Genomic DNA, 20860 nt, shown 5'->3' on the forward strand with positions numbered 1-20860 from the left:
GGCGTAAACTTTCCAATGGAGGAATACGTCATGAAAAAGAAACCATCGAAATATGCATCCAAGGAGCCGCTGGCCAATGGGCTGTATGACTACACGCCAGAAGAGGATGCGATTTGGGGTGAACTTTACATTCGCCAGATGGATTTTTTGCAAGACAAGGCATGCGCAGAATATTTTGATGGGGCAGCCCAACTTGGCCTAACCGCCGATCACGTGCCACAGGTTGGTGAAATTTCAGCGCGGTTGAATAAGGTAAGCGATTTTGGCGTCAAAGGTGTTGCCGCTATTATTCCCCCGTCCGAATTTTACGCATTGCTCGCGGATCGCCGATTTCCCGTGGCGACATTCCTGCGCACCCGCGAAGATATGGATTACATCGAAGAACCTGATATTTTCCACGAGGTATTTGGCCATTGCCCGCTGTTATGCAACAAACCCTACAGCGATTTTTTGGAAAAGATCGGCAAATTGGCGCAATCCTTGGGCAAAGGTTATTCTTGGCATCTATTTCGCCTGTTTTGGTTCACGGTGGAATTTGGCATGATCCGCACGAATGACGGTTTGCGCGGTTACGGCGCCGGGATCGTTTCAAGCCCATCAGAGGCAAAATTTGCCTGTTCGGGGGATGCCATTTACGCGAATGCGGATTTGCTTACCATGCTGCGCACCCCCTATCGGATTGACATTGTTCAACCCCAATATTTCGTGATCGATAGCTTTGAACAACTTAATGCTTTATTGGATCAAGATATCGCTGTGATGATTGATCGCGCCAAAGAATTGGGTGATCTGCCTGCATTGTTTGACAGCGCGGCATAAGCTTAAAATTCTTCGACGAATTGGACGCCGTTGATATGTTTTAACGCGCCCTTGATTTGCGGGTTCATGGGATATTCACCCTTTAGCGCCACTTCGACTTCGCCTGGTAAATCTGCGTGGCTCAATACTAAATGCACAGGACCACGGCCGCGGATGCTTTTATCTCTGGCCACTTCGTTCAACCGTGTTGCCACGCTAAATATTGCGGATTCTTCGTTAACAAAAACCTTAAGCCCCATGGCGGCGGCATCTTGCACAGATACGTCAACAGGTTGTGCCCCACGACATAACAATTTCAATTGATCCGCTTCTAACTTTGCCTCGACCGAGAGCACAACATTTTGCCCCGGCTCCAGATAATCGCGAAACTTTTCAAGCGTATCAGAAAACACCGTCACTTCATAAAGACCTGTTGGATCAGACAGTTGTACAAAGGCAAACCGATTGCCACGTGCAGATTTTCGTTCCTGTTTGGACGCAACAGAGCCCGCAATTTTTGCAACCACACCACCGGCCGTTGCGCGTTGTTCCAATTCCGCCAGTGTTAAAACCTTTTTGCGTTTTAATGCGGGCAAATAATCGTCAAGCGGATGCCCAGACAGATAAAAACCGATGGCCTTGTGTTCCTCTGCCAATCGTTCGGTGGGCAACCAATCATCGGGCATGGGCAGGCGGGGTGCGGGCAAATCTTCGCCTGCATCGCCAAATAATCCTGCTTGTGCGGAATTGCGATCTTCGTGCGTTGCGGCGGAATACCCGACCAACGCATCAATTGATGCCAAAACCTTGCGCCGATTGGAATCCAACATATCAAATCCGCCCGCACGCGCCAACATCTCCATCGGGCGTTTGCCAACACGTTTCAAATCAACACGACGCGCAAAATCAAACAAATCAAGGAATGGGCCGTCCGCGCGGGCATCGGTGATTAATTTCATCGCCTCCACACCCACATTTTTCAACCCGCCCAGCGCATAAGCAATGCGCCCCTCGGATACGGAAAATTTTGCCTCTGATCGGTTCACGCACGGTGGGATCACCTCGATCCCAAGGCGTTTAATTTCCTGATGGAACACATTCAATTTATCGGTCAGGTGCAAATCGCAATTGGCAACAGCGGCCATAAATTCAACGGGATAATTCGCCTTGAGCCATGCGGTTTGATACGACACCACCGCATAGGCCGCCGCGTGGGATTTGTTAAAACCATAGTTGGCGAATTTATCCAACAGATCCCAAACCTCTTTGGCTTTTTTGTCATCCACCCCGTTTTCAGCGGCCCCTTTCAGGAACTTGGGCTTTTCCTTGTCCATTTCCTCTTGGATTTTTTTACCCATCGCGCGGCGCAACAAATCCGCACCACCAAGAGAGTAGCCCGCCATTTCTTGGGCGATTTGCATCACCTGTTCCTGATAAACAATAATGCCTTGGGTTTCGTCCAACAGGTGATCAATGCTGGGATGCATTAAATCGCGCTCTGCCTTGCCGTTTTTCACGTCACAGAATTTCGGAATGTTTTCCATTGGCCCCGGACGATAAAGCGCCACAAGTGCCACGATATCCTCAACGCAAGTGGGCTTCATACGCCGAAGCGCATCCATCATCCCCGTTGATTCCACCTGAAAAACTGCAACCGTTTTCGCAGATGCATAAAGGTCGAATGTTTTCTGATCTTCCAGATCAATCGCACCGATATCAATTTCGATCCCGCGATCTTTCAACAAATCAACCGCACCCTGAATAACCGTCAGGGTTTTCAAACCTAAAAAGTCGAACTTTACCAAGCCTGCCTTTTCAACCCATTTCATATTGAACTGGGTTGCGGGCATATCGGAACGGGGATCCTGATACAGTGGGACCAATTCATCCAATGGTCGATCACCAATCACCACACCCGCCGCGTGGGTTGATGCGTTACGCAACAAGCCTTCGACCTGTTGAGCATAGGTGAGCAACCGATCAACGACTTCTTCTGCTTTGGCCTCTTCGCGCAAGCGTGGTTCGTCCGCCAATGCCTTGGCGATGCTCACGGGTTTTACACCCTCAACTGGGATCAGTTTAGACAACCGATCAACCTGTCCATAGGGCATTTGTAAAACACGCCCCACATCGCGCACGGCGGCCTTGGATAACAAGCCACCAAATGTGATGATCTGTGCCACCTTATCGCGACCATATTTTTCCTGCACATATTGAATCACCTCTTCGCGGCGATCCATGCAAAAATCGATGTCAAAGTCAGGCATGGACACACGTTCAGGATTCAAGAACCGCTCGAACAGCAATGAATAGCGCAGCGGATCAAGATCAGTAATCGTGAGTGCATAGGCCACAAGCGAACCCGCACCAGAACCACGACCGGGTCCCACAGGAATATGGTTATCTTTGGACCAAGCGATAAAATCGGCAACGATCAAAAAATATCCGGGAAATCCCATACCCTCGATAATGCCAAGCTCGAAATCCAGTCGTGCTTGGTATTCTTCAACCGATGCTGCATGGGGAATAACGGCAAGGCGCTTTTGCAATCCCTCATTGGCCTGACGGCGCAATTCTTGCACCTCATCCTCGGCAAATTTGGGCAGGATAGGATCGCGCTTATATGCCTTGAACGCACAACGTTTGGCAATTTCAACAGTGTTTTGCACGGCCTCTGGCAAATCGGAAAACAGACGTTCCATTTCCTCGGGCGTTTTGAGGTAATGTTCGGGTGTCAAAACACGCCGCCCGTCCTGTTGATCGACATAGGCGCCATCGGCGATACAGATCAACGCATCATGTGCCGCATACATATCGCGATTTGGAAAATACACGTCATTGGTCGCAACCAGTGGTAAATCCATGGCATAGGCCATTTCGATAAACCCACGTTCTGTTGCCGCCTCGGCGGGTGTGTGTTTACCGTTTTCATGGGGATGACGTTGCAATTCCACATACATGCGATCAGGGAACATTTCCGACAGACGCGTCATTAACGCACGTGCACGATCCGTATTCCCATCTTGTAACAATTGCCCAATGGGGCCAAGTGCACCGCCCGTTAAGCAAATCAACCCATCAGTATGACCCGACAATTCATCCAATGTCACATGCGGTAACGCATCGCCGCTGTGCAAAAACAGCGATGAATTAAGCTTCATCAAATTCATGTAGCCCGCTTCGTTCTGCGCCAAAAATACCATTGGCAATGCCTTTGGCGGTGGTGCGTCGGGGCGGGCCGCCGCGGCATAGGCGATGTCAACCTGACACCCAATAATCGGCTGTACGCCTGCACCCGCAGCGATATCGGAAAATTCCAACGCTGCGAACATATTATTCGTATCCGTCACAGCAATTGCTGGCATATTCATTTTCTTGCACAAATCAGGCAAGGTTTTGATATGCAGCGCCCCTTCCAGCAAGGAATAAGCAGAATGCAATCGGAGGTGGATGAATCGCGGATCGGTGTTTGACATTCTGTTAAACTAGCCAAGCATTTTGCAAAACGCCACGACGAAAAGTTTGATTTTGGCAACAAAACTGTTTGCAACAGAATGCGAACCTGCGTTAGCGTGGGTATCGCTGCTTAATCTGAATGAAAGTCCGATCTTGTCAAATCTGTTGCGCCTGAACGGTCTGACCAAAGCCTATCCTGGGGTCATCGCGAATAACGCGGTTAGCTTTGATATTGGTGTTGGTGAAATTCACGCGCTTTTGGGTGAAAACGGCGCTGGCAAATCAACCTTGGTGAAAATGATCTATGGTCTGGTCAAACCAGATAGCGGTGAAATGGAATTTTTGGGCCAGTCATTCGCGCCAAGCGAACCACGCGCCGCACGCCAATCGGGCGTGGCGATGGTATTCCAACATTTTTCCTTGTTCGAGGCATTAAACGTTGCCGAAAACATCGCATTGGGTATGGAAAACCCACCCCGCGCCAAGGTTTTATCCCAACAAATTCGCGAAGTATCCGCAAAATACGGTCTGACCATTGATCCTGATCGTTTGGTTGGTGATTTGTCCGCAGGCGAACGCCAACGCGTTGAAATCATCCGCTGTTTGCTCCAAGACCCAAAATTGTTGATCATGGATGAACCTACATCTGTTTTAACCCCACAAGAGGTTGAAACCCTGTTTGTGACCTTGCGAAAATTGCAATCAGAGGGCACATCGATCCTTTATATTTCGCACAAGCTTGATGAAATTCGCACACTTTGCGAACGCGCCACCGTTTTGCGCGGCGGCAAGGTGGTGGGCACCTGCACGCCATCACAAGAAACCGCCAAGAGCCTTGCGGAAATGATGGTGGGTGCAAAATTGCAAACACCTAAAAAGGCTGCGACCGAATTGGGGCAACCTTTGTTGAAACTGGAAAATCTGTCGCTACAATCCAAAGACCCGTTTGGCACCAGCTTGCGTGACATTTCCTTCATTCTCCGCGCTGGCGAAGTTTTGGGCATTGGCGGCGTTGCTGGCAATGGACAGGATGAATTGATGCTGGCGCTTTCTGGCGAAGAATTGGTCGATGCCAATGCCATTAGCCTTAAGGGTGAATTCATTGGCCAGCTTGGCCCCACACCACGACGATTGCGCGGATTGCTCGCCGCACCCGAAGAACGGCTTGGCCATGCGGCGGCACCTGATATGTCGTTGACGGAAAACAGCTTGCTGACTGCATTTTATCGCCAGCGTTTGGGGCGTCGGGGATTTGTGAACAAACAGGCCAGTGAAAATTTCACCAAAGCGATCATTCAGCAATTTGACGTGCGCACCCCGGGCATAACCAACACCGCAAAATCACTGTCTGGTGGTAATTTGCAAAAATTTGTGGTGGGGCGTGAGATTGTGCAAAACCCAACTGTGTTTGTGGTCAACCAACCGACATGGGGTGTTGACGCCGCAGCGGCAGCGGCCATTCGTCAAGCACTACTTGAATTGGCCAGCAATGGTGCGGGCGTTTTGGTCATCAGCCAAGACTTGGATGAATTGATGGAAGTATCGGACAATTTCGCCATCCTTGCCGAAGGACGTTTATCCAAACCACAAAGCGCCAAGGGCGTCACAATCGAGGAAATTGGCTTGATGATGGGAGGTAGCGAAATCGCATGATCCGCCTTGAACCCAGAACCGAACCATCACGCGCAATGATTGCGCTCACTCCGATCTTGGCGGTGCTCGCCACGATGATCGCGGGTGGTTTTTTGTTTTCCGCTCTTGGTAAAAATCCAATCGAAGCGATCCGCATGATTTTCTGGGATCCCGTTTTGGGTGAACATGCGTTTTATTATCGTGGGCAAATTTTGGTTAAGGCCGCGCCATTAATCATGATCGCGCTTGGCCTATCGTTTGGGTTTCGCGCTGGCATCTGGAATATCGGCGCTGAAGGCCAATTTATCATGGGTGGCGTGATCGGTGCGGCGGCAGGGCTCGCTCTTTATCCATCTGAATCGATATTCGTATTTCCGATCATGCTGATCGCGGGCACGCTTGGTGGATTGCTCTGGGCGTTGATCCCTGCCTATCTGAAAATCAAATTCAACGCGAATGAGATTTTGGTATCGCTGATGCTGGTTTATGTCGCGTTCAATTTCTTGGCCGGCATGGTTACGGGACCGTTGCGTGATCCAGATGGGTTTAACTTTCCCGAAAGCCGCAGTTTCCAACAATGGGATGCTGCCAGCAATCCAGAATTGATCGCGGGGTCTGGCATTCACTGGGGTGTTTTGGTGACGATGGGTTTGGTCATTGTGGCTTATATCTTGTTGACGCGACACATTTTTGGATTTCACATTCGCCTAGCAGGGCAATCCCCGCGTGCTGCTAAATTTGGCGGGGTGAACCCCAATAAAATGGTCGCGATTTGCCTTGGCCTGTCGGGTGCATTGGCCGGTATGGCTGGGTTATACGAGGTCACGGGCCCTGCAGGCAAGCTAACCACAACATTCCCGTTGGGATACGGATTTACCGCTATTATCGTTGCATTTCTGGGGCGACTGCATCCGATTGGCATTTTGCTCGCGGGGTTATTATTGGCGGTGACATATGTGGGGGGTGATGTCATTCAGGCGAACCTGTCCCTGCCCAAAGCATCGATTCAGGTGTTTCAGGGCATGTTATTGTTTTTCCTTCTTGCGGTGGATGTGCTGGTGCATTTCCGCATTCGTTTCAAACGGGGGTTGTGATGGATTTTTCTGCGATCTCTGTTGTATCATTGCTTGCAACCTTAATGGTTGCCGCCACCCCCATATTGTTGGCGGCGATTGGTGAACTGGTCACTGAAAAATCAGGTGTTCTAAACCTTGGGGTTGAGGGCATGATGATTTTCGGTGCGATCTGCGGATTTATCGCAGCCGTGGAAACAGGCAGCCCCCTGATCGGGTTTATTGCCGCGGCCGCTGGATCGGCGGCGTTATCATTCCTGTTTGCGATTTTGACGCAATATTTGCTGGCCAATCAGGTGGCATCTGGGTTGGCACTCACATTGTTTGGTCTTGGGCTTGCTGCATTGCTTGGCCACCAATACACTGGGATCAAACCACCATCATCACCCAAACTGGATTTACCGATCCTAAGCGATCTGCCCGTGGTTGGGCCGATCCTGTTCAATCATGACTACATGATCTATTTTTCGATCCTGCTGGTGGCCGGTGTTTGGTATTTCCTTAAATTCACGCGCAAAGGTTTGGTTTTGCGCGCCGTTGGTGAAAACCATGATGCGGCGCATGCATTGGGGTACAAAGTTATCCGCATTCGCATTCTTGCCATCATGTTTGGTGGTGCTTGTGCGGGGCTGGGTGGTGCATATCTGTCATTGATCCGCGTCCCCCAATGGACCGAGGGCATGACCGCAGGCGCAGGCTGGATTGCCCTTGCCATCGTGGTATTTGCATCATGGAAACCATGGCGGATTATTCTGGGTGCCTACCTTTTCGGCGGGGTCACAATTTTACAGCTTAATTTACAGGCAGTGGGCGTTGATATCCCCGTTTCATATCTTTCTATGGCGCCCTATCTTGTCACCATCATCGTTCTGGTTATCATGTCCGCCGACCGTAAACGCGCATCATTGAATGCGCCTGCCTCTTTGGGCCGGATATTCCATGCCTCAAACTAGGGGCGCAAATTCGGGGCAAACACCGCCCCACTAACAGGAGAGAAAAATGAAGCTGCTTAAAACACTTATGGCTGGCGCTGCGCTGGTTGTTGGACTGGGTGGAATGGCCCATGCCCAAGACAAAACCAAGGTTGGTTTTGTATACGTTGGCCCTGTGGGCGATTTTGGCTGGTCATACGAACATGACCAAGGCCGCAAAGCCGTGGAAGAGGCGTTCGGCGACAAGGTCGAAACAACATTCGTAGAAAGCGTGCCAGAGGGTGCGGATTCCGAACGTGTGATGACTCAAATGGCGCTCTCTGGTGCAAAACTTATTTTCACCACGTCATTTGGTTACATGGATCCAACAATCAACGTTGCGAAAAAATTCCCTGATGTGAAATTTGAACATGCAACGGGTTACAAACAGGCGGATAACGTATCCACATATTCCGCACGTTTTTATGAAGGTCGCTCTGTTATCGGCCATATCGCTGGTCACATGACCGAAACCGATACAATCGGTTACATCGCATCATTCCCAATCCCAGAAGTGATCCGCGGCATCAACGCATCATACCTTGCGGCCAAGGCCGTGAACCCCGATGTTAAGATGAAAATCGTATGGGTTTACACATGGTTTGATCCGGGCAAAGAGGCAGATGCCGCAACCGCATTGATCGAACAAGGTGCAGACATCATCATGCAGCACACAGATTCACCTGCGGCCATGACCATCGCCGAAGAAAAAGGCATCCTTGCCTTTGGCCAAGCGTCTGACATGAAACAATTTGGTCCAAATGCACGCCTATCATCAATCATTGATAACTGGGCGCCATATTACATCGCACGCACACAGGCCGTGATGGATGGCACTTGGGAATCTGGCAATACATGGGATGGCATCAAAGAAGGCATGGTTGAAATCGGTGAATTCTCCGACAAAATCCCTGCCGATGTTCAAGCATCAGCAACCGCATTGAAAGATGGTATCGTTGCAGGCACAACCCACAGCTTTACCGGCCCGATCAACAAACAAGACGGCACGCCTTGGCTCGCCGAAGGTGAAACTGCGGATGATGGCACATTGGCAACAATGAATTTCTATGTTGAAGGTATCGAAGGCGAAATTCCTCAATAAGCCGATCAAAATTCAATTGCGAAAGCCCGCGCAACCGCGCGGGCTTTTTTATGGGTGGTTGTTTAAAAGTCGAGCTGGAAACCGTAAGCGCTCTTGGCTACGCACCGCATCACTGACGTTGAACAGTGAATATTTTGTCAAAGAAGTAGAGGTTTGAATTGGAGTATCGAGACGAAGCAAGTTTAACATCCAGCCCACTTATCGCAGACAACGCTTCGAAATTTCATCAACCACCGCTAACCGCGCTCATCTCGATCAATTGGATAAGATTCCCACAAGTGTCATCGAACACTGCCATCCGCACGGGGCCTGCGTCCATCGGTGCTGTTACAAATTCGACGCCAAGACCAACCAACCGTTTGTGTTCCTGATCTAGGTTTTCTACCTGAAACGAATGTGCTGGGATGCCGTCAGATACCAATGCTTGCTTGTATGGTTTCACCGCGCGATGCGTGCTTGGTTCCAACAGCAATTCGGTACCCTCTGGGTCTTCTTGTGATACTACAGTTAACCAACGATCTTCGCCCATTGGAATATTATGTTTCACTTGAAACCCTAGGATATCCGTGTAAAATTTCTCGGCGATATCTTGATTATCTACAAAAACGCTCGTCACATATATCTTCATATCTTCCTCCGTTTTTTCTATTTCGCACGCACCACTTGCCCACGCATTGCAACCATAAACAACCCAAGCGCAATCAATTCCAACACCATCGCCAATGCAAATGGCGCGGATGGAAAATGGACAGGTGCATCGGGGCGAGTGAAGTAGCTAAAACTGCCCGTCATCATCAACGGGCTGATGATCGTGCCGATGGCACCAACGGCTGTCATCACGCCTTGCAATTCCCCTTGCGCATTATCGGGTGTTGCACGTGACATGATACCAGACAATGCAGGGGATGTTATCAACCCAATCGAACATAGCGGAATAATTGCATAAATCATCCAGCCCTGTGTTGCACTCCCAATCAAGATAAACGCAATGATCGACACAACCAATCCCATGATCACCGTATTCCATTCACCAATGCGCGGCACGATCAAGCGGATCAATCCCCCCTGCACCACTGCCATGCCAATACCAAAGGCCATCAAAGAAATGCCCACCTGCAACGCCTGCCAATCATATCGCAACTGCGTGTAATAGGCCCAAACCGTCGGATAGACGAAAAACGCCACCTGATGGAAAAAGAACATACCAAGCAACATGCCAAGCCCTGGAAAGCTACCCACATGTTTCAGTGCACGAAACGGATTCATGCGGCGTATTTCCAGCGGGCGTCGAATGGTATCGGTGACGGTTTCGTTTAATACGAAATAACCCATACACATGTTCAATGTCGCCAATGCGGCGGCGGCGAAAAACGGTGCGCGGCTTCCAAATTCGGATAACAACCCACCCAGCAATGGCCCCAAGATAAATCCGATCCCAAACGCAGCCCCGATCAGGCCGAAATTTTGCGCTTTTTCTTCAGGCTTGGATATATCGGCCATATAGGCACTGGCGGTGGATTGTGTTGCACTGGCGATGCCCCCAACAATACGTCCCAAAAACACAATCCAAATCGAATTGGTGAACCCCATGATGATGTAATCCACAGCAACCACGCCAAGGGATGCCAGCAAAATTGGTCGCCGCCCGTATCGATCGGACAGGTTCCCAACGGCAGCGCCGCATAAAAACTGCATCACGGCAAAGGATGAACTTAACACGCCCCCCCAAAGTGCCGCATCCGACAAATCAGCGCCACGCAATTCGCGGATCAAATCGGGCATCACGGGCATGATAATCCCGATCCCCATTGCATCAATCACGATGGTCATCAAAACAAAATAAACGGCCAACTTGCGTGACATTTGCATACTTTCATAAAGGAATGGAAATGATATAGGCCAATGCAGTAAAACCGCAAGCTATCCCATTACGTCACTTATTATGTCCCAAAAAAGTTTTGCGCCAATGGGGATCAATTCATCTGGGAAATCAAAATCTGGATTATGCAATTGCGGTTGATCAATTCCAGAGCCCAGAAAAAACATTCCCGCCTTGGCACCCGTTTTTGCAAATCGCCCGAAATCCTCTGACCAGCTCATCGGTTCAGGTAAATCGTGTGGTGTTATGCCATTGATCCGCGCCGCTTTTGAAATGTGCGCAACCGCGTCACCATGATTTTCGGTGGCATCAAACACGTCCTGATATTGCACATCAAATGCCAGCCCATTCGTGAAAGCTTCTGTTGCAACAAGACGTTCCATATCGTCAACCAATGCATCCATGCGCGATTGCGTTACCGTGCGCAATGTCACCCAAAGCGTTGCATCCGCAGGTGCCACCCCAAAATTGGGCACACCAACATTGGCATGCGTGATCGTTGTCAGCACGAAGTTTTCATCGCGACGCGCGCCCGTGCAAAACGTGGGAATGTCTTTCATCAACGTGGCCATGGCACCAACGGGTGAAACCCCGTCTTGGGGGGCGGCGGCATGGGATGTTTTTCCAATCAATGTGATTTTCATACCGCGCGATGCGCAACATACAACCCCCGTTCCCAATTGAACTTCTCCAAGAGGGAGCTTGGGCAAATTATGCAACGCAAATATATAATCGGGATAAAGCGGTTCAAACCGCGCATCATCCAACAAGGCTTGTGCACCTGCACCCGTTTCCTCGGCCCCTTGGAATAATAAAATCACCCGCCCGCGTTTCAACGGTTGATCGCGCAACAGAAATGCCAATGCGATGACTGTGGCCATATGCCCATCGTGCCCACACAGATGCGCAACGCCTTCATGGGATGAACGATGTGGAATCGCATTTTGTTCAACAATCGGCAGTGCATCCAATTCACAGCGGATCATCACCGTTGGCCCATCATCCGCGCCGATATATTCCAACGCCAATCCATGCCCACCCAAATCGTGGTGCATTGCATCGGGTCGTAAACCATTGCGATCTAGGAATGCCACCAAGCGTGCCGCGGTCTGCTCTTCTTGACCCGAAACTTCTGGATGTTGGTGCAATTCATGGCGCAGCGCCACCAGCTTTGCCAAATCGTCTTTGGATAAACCCATCACATCCCAACCTGCTAAAATTTCATGCAAACCGTCACCGAATGACCAATCGCAGCATATGCACAGGGCTTCGCCTTTGACAATTGCTGTTTCACCTTGTAGGGCGCGCATAACCACAATCATCAAGGCCAACCAATGACACGCACATTGCTTTCACAATTTTCCCGCCGTTTGCGCGTTGAACGTCGCATCGCCACGCGCAACGGGCCAAGCCTGTCAGAGGCGAAAACAGAAATTCTGTCCGGTTTAACCGTGGCACTGGCATTGGTTCCAGAAGCCGTCGCATTCGCATTTGTTGCGGGTGTAGAACCCCTTGTCGGTCTGTACGCCGCATTCATCGTTGGCCTTGTCACCGCGATCTTTGGTGGGCGTCCCGGAATGATCTCTGGTGCCACGGGTGCACTGGCTGTTGTGATGGTGGCATTGGTTGCCGATCACGGTGTGCAATACCTGTTTGCAACCGTTGTGTTGATGGGGATTTTGCAAATTTTAGCGGGTGTTTTCCGACTCGGTAAATTTATCCGCATGGTACCGCATACGGTGATGCTCGGCTTTGTAAACGGTTTGGCGATTGTGATTTTCCTTGCTCAAATGGAACAATTTCAAATTCGCGATGCATCAGGGCATGAAACATGGATGACTGGCAGCACGCTTTGGCTCACTCTTGGTTTGGTTGCGGCCACGATGGCAATCATCTGGGTGACACCAAAAATTACCAAGGCCTTCCCCGCTCCCTTGGCGGCAATCGGTCTGATCACTGTCGCCGTGGTGTTGTTTAATATTCCTGTGCCAAATGTCGGTGACATGGCCAGTGTGAAGGGTGGCTTGCCATCATTTGCAATCCCAAGCGTTCCGATGAACCTTGAAACGCTTCATATCATTCTCCCATATGCCGTGATCTTGGCCGCAATCGGTCTGATCGAAAGCTTGCTTACGTTAAACTTGGTTGGCGAAATCACGGGGCAACGTGGTGGCGCATCCAAGGAATGTGTCGCCCAAGGTGGCGCCAATGTGATCACGGGTTTCTTTGGCGGGATGGGTGGTTGTGCCATGATCGGGCAATCCATGATCAACGTTACATCTGGTGGTCGCCGCCGCCTGTCTGGTATTGCGGCTGCGCTGTTCCTTTTGATCTTTATCCTATTCGCATCTGGCATCATTGAAATGATCCCATTGGCCGCATTGGTTGGTGTGATGTTCATGGTGGTGATTGGCACATTCGCATGGCAATCATTTAACGTGATGCGCCGCGTTCCCTTTTCAGATGCATTGGTGATTGTGCTTGTCACCGCTGTTACGGTTTACAAAGACCTTGCCGTTGCGGTTGTGGTCGGTGTTATCGTATCTGCTCTGGTTTATGCATGGAATGCTGCATCTCAAATTACCGCGACACATCGCAAATCTCATTCGGAAAAAGGTGCGCGTGTTTATGATATCAAAGGCCCGCTTTTCTTTGGCTCTGCAGCGCGGTTTCAAGAAATCTTTGATCCCAAGAAAGATCCTGCAACCGTGATCTTGGATTTCAACCAATCCCGCCTTGTCGATGGAAGCGCGCTTCAGGCCGTAGAAGCCGTGGCACATAATTACAAATCCGCGGGCAAGACCCTGAAATTGCGTGGCCTGTCCAAGGATTGTCACGCATTGCTATCGGGCGCAGGGCAATTGATTGTCGATGAAGATCAAGATCCAGATTATTCAATGGCGATTGATTATGAAATCGCAACGGGGCGCATTGGCGGCGGGCACTAAGCGTGATTGGGGAACTCTCCCCCACCTCCATTTTGTTCAAATATCCAAAAAACGGGCTTTGCAACTCATTGCAAGGCCCGTAATATTTTTAATCTGCCGCGCCACCTTGAAACGCATTACCCTTTGCATAATCACACGGTGATTCTTGCATTTCTAAATGCAACCCTGCGCCCGTATATGGATTTGCACGCGCCAACTCTTCGTCAAATGAAATGCCCAAACCAGGTGCGGTTGGCGCCACAATGAACCCATCATCCAACGTGATGCTGTGTTTGATTAAATCACCCGCAAATCCACCCCCAGTTCCAATGGTTTCCACCATCAACAGGTTGGGAATATTCGTGGCCAGTTGAATATTCGCCGCCCATTCCACTGGCCCAGCATATAAATGCGGCGCGACCTGTGCGTTATACACTTCGGCCATCGCAGCGATTTTTTTGGTTTCCAAAATCCCACCAGAACGCCCTAGCGCGGGTTGCAAAACTGCCGCCGCCCCTTCGCGCAACACAGGTGCAAATTCGGCCTTGGTCGTTAACCGTTCACCCGTCGCCACAGGAATGCGCACCTTTCGCGCCACCTCTGCCATTGCGCCAACATTATCTGGTGGAATGGGCTCTTCATACCAAAGCGGATCATAGGGTTCCAACGCCCGCCCCAATCGCACCGCACCGCCCACGGAAAACTGTCCATGTGTGCCAAATAATAAATCCGCCTTGTTCCCAACCGCATCGCGAATGGCGGCACACATGCGTACCGATAAATCAATATCGCTCATCGCGGGCATATGCCCACCGCGCACGGTATATGGACCAGCGGGATCGAATTTCACCGCTGTAAAGCCCAGCTTTACCATTTCACTGGCGGATTCCGCCTGCATATCGGGGCTGGTCCAAAACGCAGATGCATCATGATGCGCTAATGGATACAGATAGGTATAGGCACGAATCCGGTCATTCATCAGCCCCCCCAGCATTGCATAAACAGGGCGGTCATGTGCCTTGCCCAGAATATCCCAACATGCAATTTCCAAACCTGAAAACGCGCCCATGACGGTTAAATCAGGGCGCTGCGTAAACCCAGATGAATAGGCACGGCGAAACATCAATTCGATATTTTCAGGGTTTTCACCCATCAAATGGCGTTCAAAAACATCTGTAATCACCGCCTTCATCGCGTCTGGACCAACAGATGCGGAATACACCTCGCCGTAACCCACAATGCCATTATCCGTGGTTACTTTCACCATGATGAAATAACGCCCACCCCAACCTGGGGGCGGATTTCCAATAACAAAAACCTCTAGCTCTTGTAATTTCATCTTGTCGCCTTTCGTTTAGGTGGCCTCTCGATTTACTGATCGAACAAGATCACATTGCGCCGTGATACGCCCTTGCGCGTGTCGGCAATCGCATCATTTATCTGATCTAAACTGTAGGTATTTGAAATCAATTCGTCCAATTTCAAACGCCCTTGACGATAAAGATCAATCAATTGTGGAATATCGCGTTGCAACACAGCCTCGCCCATTTTTGATCCACGCATGGATTGGCTCATGCCCGCCAAATTAACGGGTTCATATTCGGCCTTAACACCCACAGGTGGCATACCAACCATCACCACTTCGCCGCGCGGGGCCAATAAATCGGGGGCGGCGTTAAATGCCTGCACCGCACCAACGGTGACAAATACATAATCAACCCCGCGCCCATCGGTAAGTGCACGGATATTGTCGTTCAAATCCGCATCTGAAATCAACGCATCTGTTGCGCCAAATTCCATTGCTGCGTTAAGCTTTTCTTGGCCCAGATCAACCGCGATTACCTTGTTTGCACCACAAATCGCCGCCGCTTGAATGGTGTTGAGCCCAACACCCCCCGCGCCGATCACCGCCACATTTGCACCTGCTGGCATTTTTGCCGAATTGGTCACGGCGCCAAATCCCGTAATCACACCACAGGCCAACAGACTGGCCACTGCCATATCCATATCCTGGGGTAATTTCACAATCTGGCTTTGATCGACGACCACCTCTTGGGCAAATGCGCCTGTTGCCATACCGTGTTCCAATGCATCTCCCTTTGCATCAACAAGCGGGCTTTGGCCTAGGCGATCATAAGGTGTTTCACAAGATGTCGGATGCCCCGTCGCACAAGAACAACACGATCCACATGATCGGATCAAGGTCACAATAACCGGATCGCCCAATGCAAATTCCGAAACCCCATCACCAAGTTCGGCGATATGGCCCGATGCCTCGTGCCCGTATACCGCGGGCAAATGCCCACCAAATGTGCCATCCATAAATGCCAAATCAGAATGACATATCGCACAAGCGGCAAGTTTTACACGAACCTGTCCGGTGGTTGGCGCGGATAGGGTGATATCTTCGATACACAATGGGGCATTGAATTGGCGACAAACGGCTGCTTTCATATTCTATCTTTCTGCAATCAATTGGGGAAGTTTTGCCATATCGTCGAACACAATATGACACCAAGGTTCCATACGTTCGCGTGGCGTTTCGCGGATAAATCCATAACAGGGCATTCCCGCGCGTTTCGCGGCCTCTGCCCCGCTTGGGCTATCTTCAATCACCAAACAATCGGCAGGATCGACCCCAAATTGTAACGCAGCAGTGAGATACATCGTCGGGTCTGGTTTGCCCACGCCAATTTCATGCGCAGAATAAATATTCCCGTCAAAATAACGCATCAAATCCGTTCGCCCCAACGTGATCCCCATTTTTTCACGACTGCCATTAGATCCGACACAAAACGGAATACCTTTCGCCACCAGATCATCCAGAACCAGTTTGATACCCGGAATTTCTTCAACCGTATCGGCAAGTTTGGCATAGATTTCTGCGTAAATTTGCGCGACCCAATCATCGGGCAATTCCGCCCCCATATCCCGCAATGTCGTCTGAATAACAGACATGGTGCGCCCCAGAAATGTTTGGGTGCATTCTGCTTCGCTCATGTGAATACCATACCGCGCAATATTTTGTGACAGAACCGCAATTGTTGCGGGTTCACTATCAACCAACACGCCATCACAATCGAAAATCACCAATTTTGGTTGCATACCAATATCCTCGTCGTTTCATTAACCACGCATATTGGCACCATTGGCATCATACAGGGGCGGACCTTGGATCACCGCATCATAAAACGCGCCTAAAATTTCCACCTGTACTTTGTTACCCGCGACCGCCTCAACGCTGGGAACATATCCCATTGCCACGGACTGTTGCACATGATGGGCATAGCCACCAGACGATATATAACCAATCGCTGCACCATTTTTGATCACTGCTTCGTCGCCCGATACATCGATGCCGTCACAATCAATCACCATGCACACCAATTTACGCTTGGGCCCAGTTTTTCGTTCCGCCAATGCAGCATCTTTGCCGATAAAATCAGTGTCCCAATCAATGAATATATCCAGCCCAGATTCCGCAGGTGTGAAATCAGGGCGGTAATCCATCGTCCACACCCCCCATGATTTTTCCAATCGCATCGATAACAACGCGCGCGCACCATACCAACGATAGCCCAAATCGGCGCCGGCATCTTCTATAGCCTCGCTCAGGCGGATCAAATATTGCGGTTTGCAATAAATTTCATAGCCAAGCTCGCCACTAAACGAAATGCGTGACAGGATTACTGGCACATCGCCGACATAGGTTTCGCGAATGTCACGAAATTTGAACGCTGCATTGGATACATCATCGCGCGTTATACGTTGCAATAGTTCCCGCGATTTTGGTCCGCTGATCGCAATGCCGTGCCAATCATCGGATACATTTCGATATTGCACATCATCTGGCAAATGGCGTTCGAACCAACGGCGGTGCGCCTCTTGCATCGCACCCGATCCAAATAACATGAAATGATCCGCGCCCAAACAGGACACAGTTAAATCACCATATAATTTGCCCTTTGGTGTCAACATCGGCGTCAGAATAATCCTCCCCGCGCGTGGAATATTCCCCGCCAGCATTTTATCCAAAAACGCGCGCGCACCCGCGCCCTTAAATTCATGCTTGGCGAAATTGGCAATCTCGATCCCGCCAACGCCACTGCGTACCGCCGCCACTTCACGTGCGACATAATCATGGCTTCTGTTGCGCTTGAATGTCGGCTCTTCATGCGCATCATCGGGGCCGTCGCCAAACCAAAGCGCGTGTTCCAAGCCGAAACCTTGATCCATCCGCGCACCCTTGGCGATTAACCGATCATACAATGCCGTGGTTTTCTGTTTGCGCCCCTTTGGCAGGGTTTCATTGGGAAATGTCATCACGAACCGACGTTCATAATTTTCGCTCGATTTTATCGTGCCCCAATCGGGTGATGCCCAATCGCCAAATCGTGCAACATCCATCGCCCAGACATCAATCGATGGCTCGCCATCAATCATCCATTCCGCCATGGTCAACCCAACGCCGCCCCCCTGACAAAACCCCGCCATCACACCCACCGCGCACCAGTAATTGCGAATGCCCGGAACTGGGCCAATCATCGGGTTGCCATCAGGGCCAAACGTAAACGGGCCATTGATGATGTTTTTAATCCCCGCCGCACCAATCGCAGGGATGCGTTCAAACGATTTTTCAAGTCGATCCGCAATGCGATCCAAATCAGGGTTCAACAATTCATGGCCGAAATCCATCGGGGTGCCGTCCACCTTCCACGGGGTGGAAACGGGTTCATAAGTGCCAAGCAACATGCCCGTGCGTTCCTGGCGAAAATAAATATTCGCTTCATAATCAATGCCTGCGGGTAATCGTGTTTCACGCGCGGCCACCTCTGGGATTTCTTCGGTGATCAAATAATGATGTTCCATGGGTTGCACAGGCACGCGCAGTCCAGCCATGGCGCCAACCTCTCGTGCCCATAACCCACCACAATTCACAATCATTTCCGCATGAATGCTACCACGCGGTGTGGTCACATCCCATGTTCCATCCGCGCGTTGATTGGTTTCTACCACGGGCGTGTGCGTGAAATACTGTGCGCCGTGAACCCGCGCAGCCTTGGCAAATGCATATGTTGCACCCGATGGATCCAGATCGCCATCCTGATCATCCCATAACGCCGCCAAATAATGTTTGGGGTCAATCAACGGATGGCGCTCGGCCACCTCGGCGGGGGAAATGAATTCTTGGTTCAATCCCATATACCGCGCCTTGGATCGTTCGCGTTTCAGGTAATCATACCATTCAGGCGTGCTCGCCAAATAAAACCCGCCAGTGATATGTAACCCCACCGAATGGCCTGACAATTCCTCAATCTCTTTGTAAAGATCAATCGTGTAAGATTGCAGGCGGCTGATATTTGGATCAGAGCTAATCGTGTGAATTTGCCCCGCCGCGTGCCAACTTGACCCACTGGTCAATTCATCACGCTCCAACAAAACCACATCTTTCCAACCAAATTTCGCCAGATGAAACAGGATGGAACAGCCAACAACGCCGCCCCCAACAATAACAACCTTGGCATGGGTGGGCAGCGATTTATCAGACATGATTCAAACCTTTTGGTTTTGGTTCAGTGTCTATCAGACTGCAAAAACCAAACCGTGCTGCCCGTCTCAAATGCGACCAATCCTGTCGTATTTGTTAAAATTCGGAATACCGACGTCGATCCAGATACAAAAAGCGCAAACGTGAATCGATGGATAACAATCGACTGCGCAATGATGCATGGCGTGCAGCGGCGGTGCCATCATTGGGCAGGCTTGCCAATTCGTTCAACACTGCACGGCGCTCGCGCTCCAATGAATTGATGTCCCCCGTGACACGATGATACCAAAGCCCCTTTTTATGCGCCTTTTGCATGGCAGCCAAATCAGCATCGGGGCAAACATCACGCAACGATTGCCCGTTCGCGCCAACCTCATACGCACTTGATGGCGTGCAGTAGGTTTTCAACCCAATTTGCCGCCCCTCTTCCCATGCTTTTAAATCGGGACTAATCCCGTGTTTCGCACAGGATTCCGCATGGTTCGCAACAAATTCAGGCGACCGCCCCGCCGCACCATCACGCGCACCTATGCCACGCCAATCACCCTCGACACAGGCTTTTTCACTTAACCCACATCCCGTGATCAATAAAACCGCCGTCAGCGCAAAATACTTTTGCATTTGAAACAACCTTTCAATTGGTACGCGACACTTTCCTCCATTTTGCAAAAATATCCACAAAAACACAAGAAATCGTCAGGCGTCGCTATCCATCCAGATGGTGACGGGGCCGTCATTGATCAACGCCACTTTCATATCTGCGCCAAATTCGCCCGTTTCAACGGGCAGATCCAGCACACGCATTTGATCACAGAATTTGTCATATAACACACGCCCAACATCGGGCGCTGCCGCGCCTGAAAACCCTGGGCGATTACCCCGCGATGTGTCCGCAGCCAATGTAAATTGGCTGACAATCAAACAGCTTCCGCCAATATCACTCACTGATTTGTTCATGCGCCCATCGTCATCACGAAAAATACGCAGCTTGGATATTTTTGTGGCCAGCTTTTGCCCTGCCGCGGCATCATCCCCATCCATGGCGCACACCAGTATCAACAAGCCTTGCCCAATCTGCCCGATAATCGCGCCATCAACCGTAACACTTGCCTCTGAAACCCGCTGAATTAAACATCGCATATGTGCATTCTCCTTTGATCGCAGTCTTTTTCTGAAAAACTTGCAAAATCAAGCATCAATTCCCCTTGACGCCTGCAACGATGCACCGTAATTAGCCCCCACCTTTGGCGGGGTAGCTCAGGTGGTTAGAGCAGCGGAATCATAATCCGCGTGTCGGGGGTTCAAGTCCCTCTCCCGCTACCAAATTTCCCTTAAATAACAACAAGTTAACGAGATATGCAAATTGGCGTCTCTCCTACTTAGGGCACGGGACTGCAAAGAGACCGCAAATTCGCCCTTAAAGTACCTATAGGTACTCAATATTCAATTCGCAAAAAATACGATTCGACCTCTT

General features: G+C 50.4%; 16 protein-coding genes and 1 tRNA gene. 7 read left to right on the forward strand and 10 right to left on the reverse strand.

From position 1 onward, the window contains the following. Positions 1-30: 30 nt before the first annotated feature. Complete coding sequence (locus BFP76_RS03460) at positions 31-819, forward strand: phenylalanine 4-monooxygenase (protein WP_099591927.1); 789 nt, start codon at positions 31-33, stop codon at positions 817-819. A gap of 2 nt (positions 820-821) precedes the next feature. Here the strand turns inward: BFP76_RS03460 and dnaE are convergent, their stop codons facing one another. Then, positions 822-4274, reverse strand: a complete 3453-nt coding sequence (dnaE, locus tag BFP76_RS03465; protein ID WP_099591775.1) for a DNA polymerase III subunit alpha — start codon at positions 4272-4274, stop codon at positions 822-824. A gap of 130 nt (positions 4275-4404) precedes the next feature. Between dnaE and BFP76_RS03470 the strand changes: the two genes are divergently transcribed. Genes BFP76_RS03470 through BFP76_RS03485 form a run of 4 tightly spaced genes read left to right on the forward strand, consistent with a single transcriptional unit; the run spans position 4405 to position 9032 of the window. Beyond that, positions 4405-5907, forward strand: a complete 1503-nt coding sequence (locus BFP76_RS03470; protein WP_099591928.1) for an ABC transporter ATP-binding protein — start codon at positions 4405-4407, stop codon at positions 5905-5907. Further along, entirely contained in the window at positions 5904-6980 is a 1077-nt protein-coding gene (locus BFP76_RS03475) for an ABC transporter permease (RefSeq protein ID WP_099591776.1), read from the forward strand. Before BFP76_RS03470 ends, BFP76_RS03475 begins: the two co-directional genes overlap by 4 nt. After that, a complete protein-coding gene (locus BFP76_RS03480; RefSeq protein ID WP_099591777.1) occupies positions 6980-7912 on the forward strand; it encodes an ABC transporter permease in 933 nt (310 codons plus the stop codon). Before BFP76_RS03475 ends, BFP76_RS03480 begins: the two co-directional genes overlap by 1 nt. Before the next feature lie 46 nt (positions 7913-7958). Continuing rightward, positions 7959-9032 (forward strand): BMP family ABC transporter substrate-binding protein, encoded by a 1074-nt coding sequence (locus BFP76_RS03485; RefSeq protein WP_099591778.1) that lies wholly within the window; start codon positions 7959-7961, stop codon positions 9030-9032. A 226-nt stretch (positions 9033-9258) separates the two neighbouring features. Here the strand turns inward: BFP76_RS03485 and BFP76_RS03490 are convergent, their stop codons facing one another. Genes BFP76_RS03490 through BFP76_RS03500 form a run of 3 tightly spaced genes read right to left on the reverse strand, consistent with a single transcriptional unit; the run spans position 9259 to position 12221 of the window. Beyond that, positions 9259-9660 (reverse strand): VOC family protein, encoded by a 402-nt coding sequence (locus BFP76_RS03490; protein ID WP_099591779.1) that lies wholly within the window; start codon positions 9658-9660, stop codon positions 9259-9261. Between the two features lie 17 nt (positions 9661-9677). Next, entirely contained in the window at positions 9678-10895 is a 1218-nt protein-coding gene (locus BFP76_RS03495; RefSeq protein ID WP_099591929.1) for a TCR/Tet family MFS transporter, read from the reverse strand. 57 nt (positions 10896-10952) lie between these two features. Next, positions 10953-12221 (reverse strand): amidohydrolase, encoded by a 1269-nt coding sequence (locus BFP76_RS03500; RefSeq protein ID WP_338064495.1) that lies wholly within the window; start codon positions 12219-12221, stop codon positions 10953-10955. Positions 12222-12245: 24 nt separating this feature from the next. Between BFP76_RS03500 and BFP76_RS03505 the strand changes: the two genes are divergently transcribed. Then, complete coding sequence (locus BFP76_RS03505) at positions 12246-13859, forward strand: SulP family inorganic anion transporter (RefSeq protein ID WP_099591780.1); 1614 nt, start codon at positions 12246-12248, stop codon at positions 13857-13859. Between the two features lie 88 nt (positions 13860-13947). Here BFP76_RS03505 and BFP76_RS03510 read toward each other — a convergent pair whose 3' ends face one another. The 6 genes from BFP76_RS03510 to dtd all read right to left on the reverse strand — a co-directional run bounded on the left by BFP76_RS03510 (position 13948) and on the right by dtd (position 20526). Further along, on the reverse strand, positions 13948-15177 hold the full coding sequence (locus tag BFP76_RS03510) for a mandelate racemase/muconate lactonizing enzyme family protein (RefSeq protein ID WP_099591781.1): 1230 nt from the start codon (positions 15175-15177) through the stop codon (positions 13948-13950). A 32-nt stretch (positions 15178-15209) separates the two neighbouring features. After that, complete coding sequence (locus tag BFP76_RS03515; protein ID WP_099591782.1) at positions 15210-16292, reverse strand: Zn-dependent alcohol dehydrogenase; 1083 nt, start codon at positions 16290-16292, stop codon at positions 15210-15212. A gap of 3 nt (positions 16293-16295) precedes the next feature. Beyond that, positions 16296-16943, reverse strand: a complete 648-nt coding sequence (locus BFP76_RS03520; RefSeq protein ID WP_099591783.1) for an HAD family hydrolase — start codon at positions 16941-16943, stop codon at positions 16296-16298. A 21-nt stretch (positions 16944-16964) separates the two neighbouring features. Beyond that, positions 16965-19388: a GcvT family protein gene (locus BFP76_RS03525; RefSeq protein ID WP_205661366.1), complete on the reverse strand. Its 2424-nt coding sequence runs from the start codon at positions 19386-19388 to the stop codon at positions 16965-16967. A gap of 94 nt (positions 19389-19482) precedes the next feature. Further along, positions 19483-20007, reverse strand: a complete 525-nt coding sequence (locus tag BFP76_RS03530; RefSeq protein ID WP_099591784.1) for a DUF2799 domain-containing protein — start codon at positions 20005-20007, stop codon at positions 19483-19485. Between the two features lie 75 nt (positions 20008-20082). Further along, positions 20083-20526, reverse strand: coding sequence for a D-aminoacyl-tRNA deacylase (dtd, locus tag BFP76_RS03535; RefSeq protein ID WP_099591785.1), 444 nt, complete (start codon positions 20524-20526; stop codon positions 20083-20085). 106 nt (positions 20527-20632) lie between these two features. On the opposite strand from dtd, the gene BFP76_RS03540 reads away from it, so the two are divergent. Beyond that, positions 20633-20709: transfer RNA gene (locus tag BFP76_RS03540), tRNA-Met, on the forward strand. Positions 20710-20860: the final 151 nt, after the last annotated feature.

Source organism: Paramylibacter kogurei (assembly GCF_002742285.1).
In the GTDB taxonomy this organism is placed as follows: domain Bacteria; phylum Pseudomonadota; class Alphaproteobacteria; order Rhodobacterales; family Rhodobacteraceae; genus Amylibacter; species Amylibacter kogurei.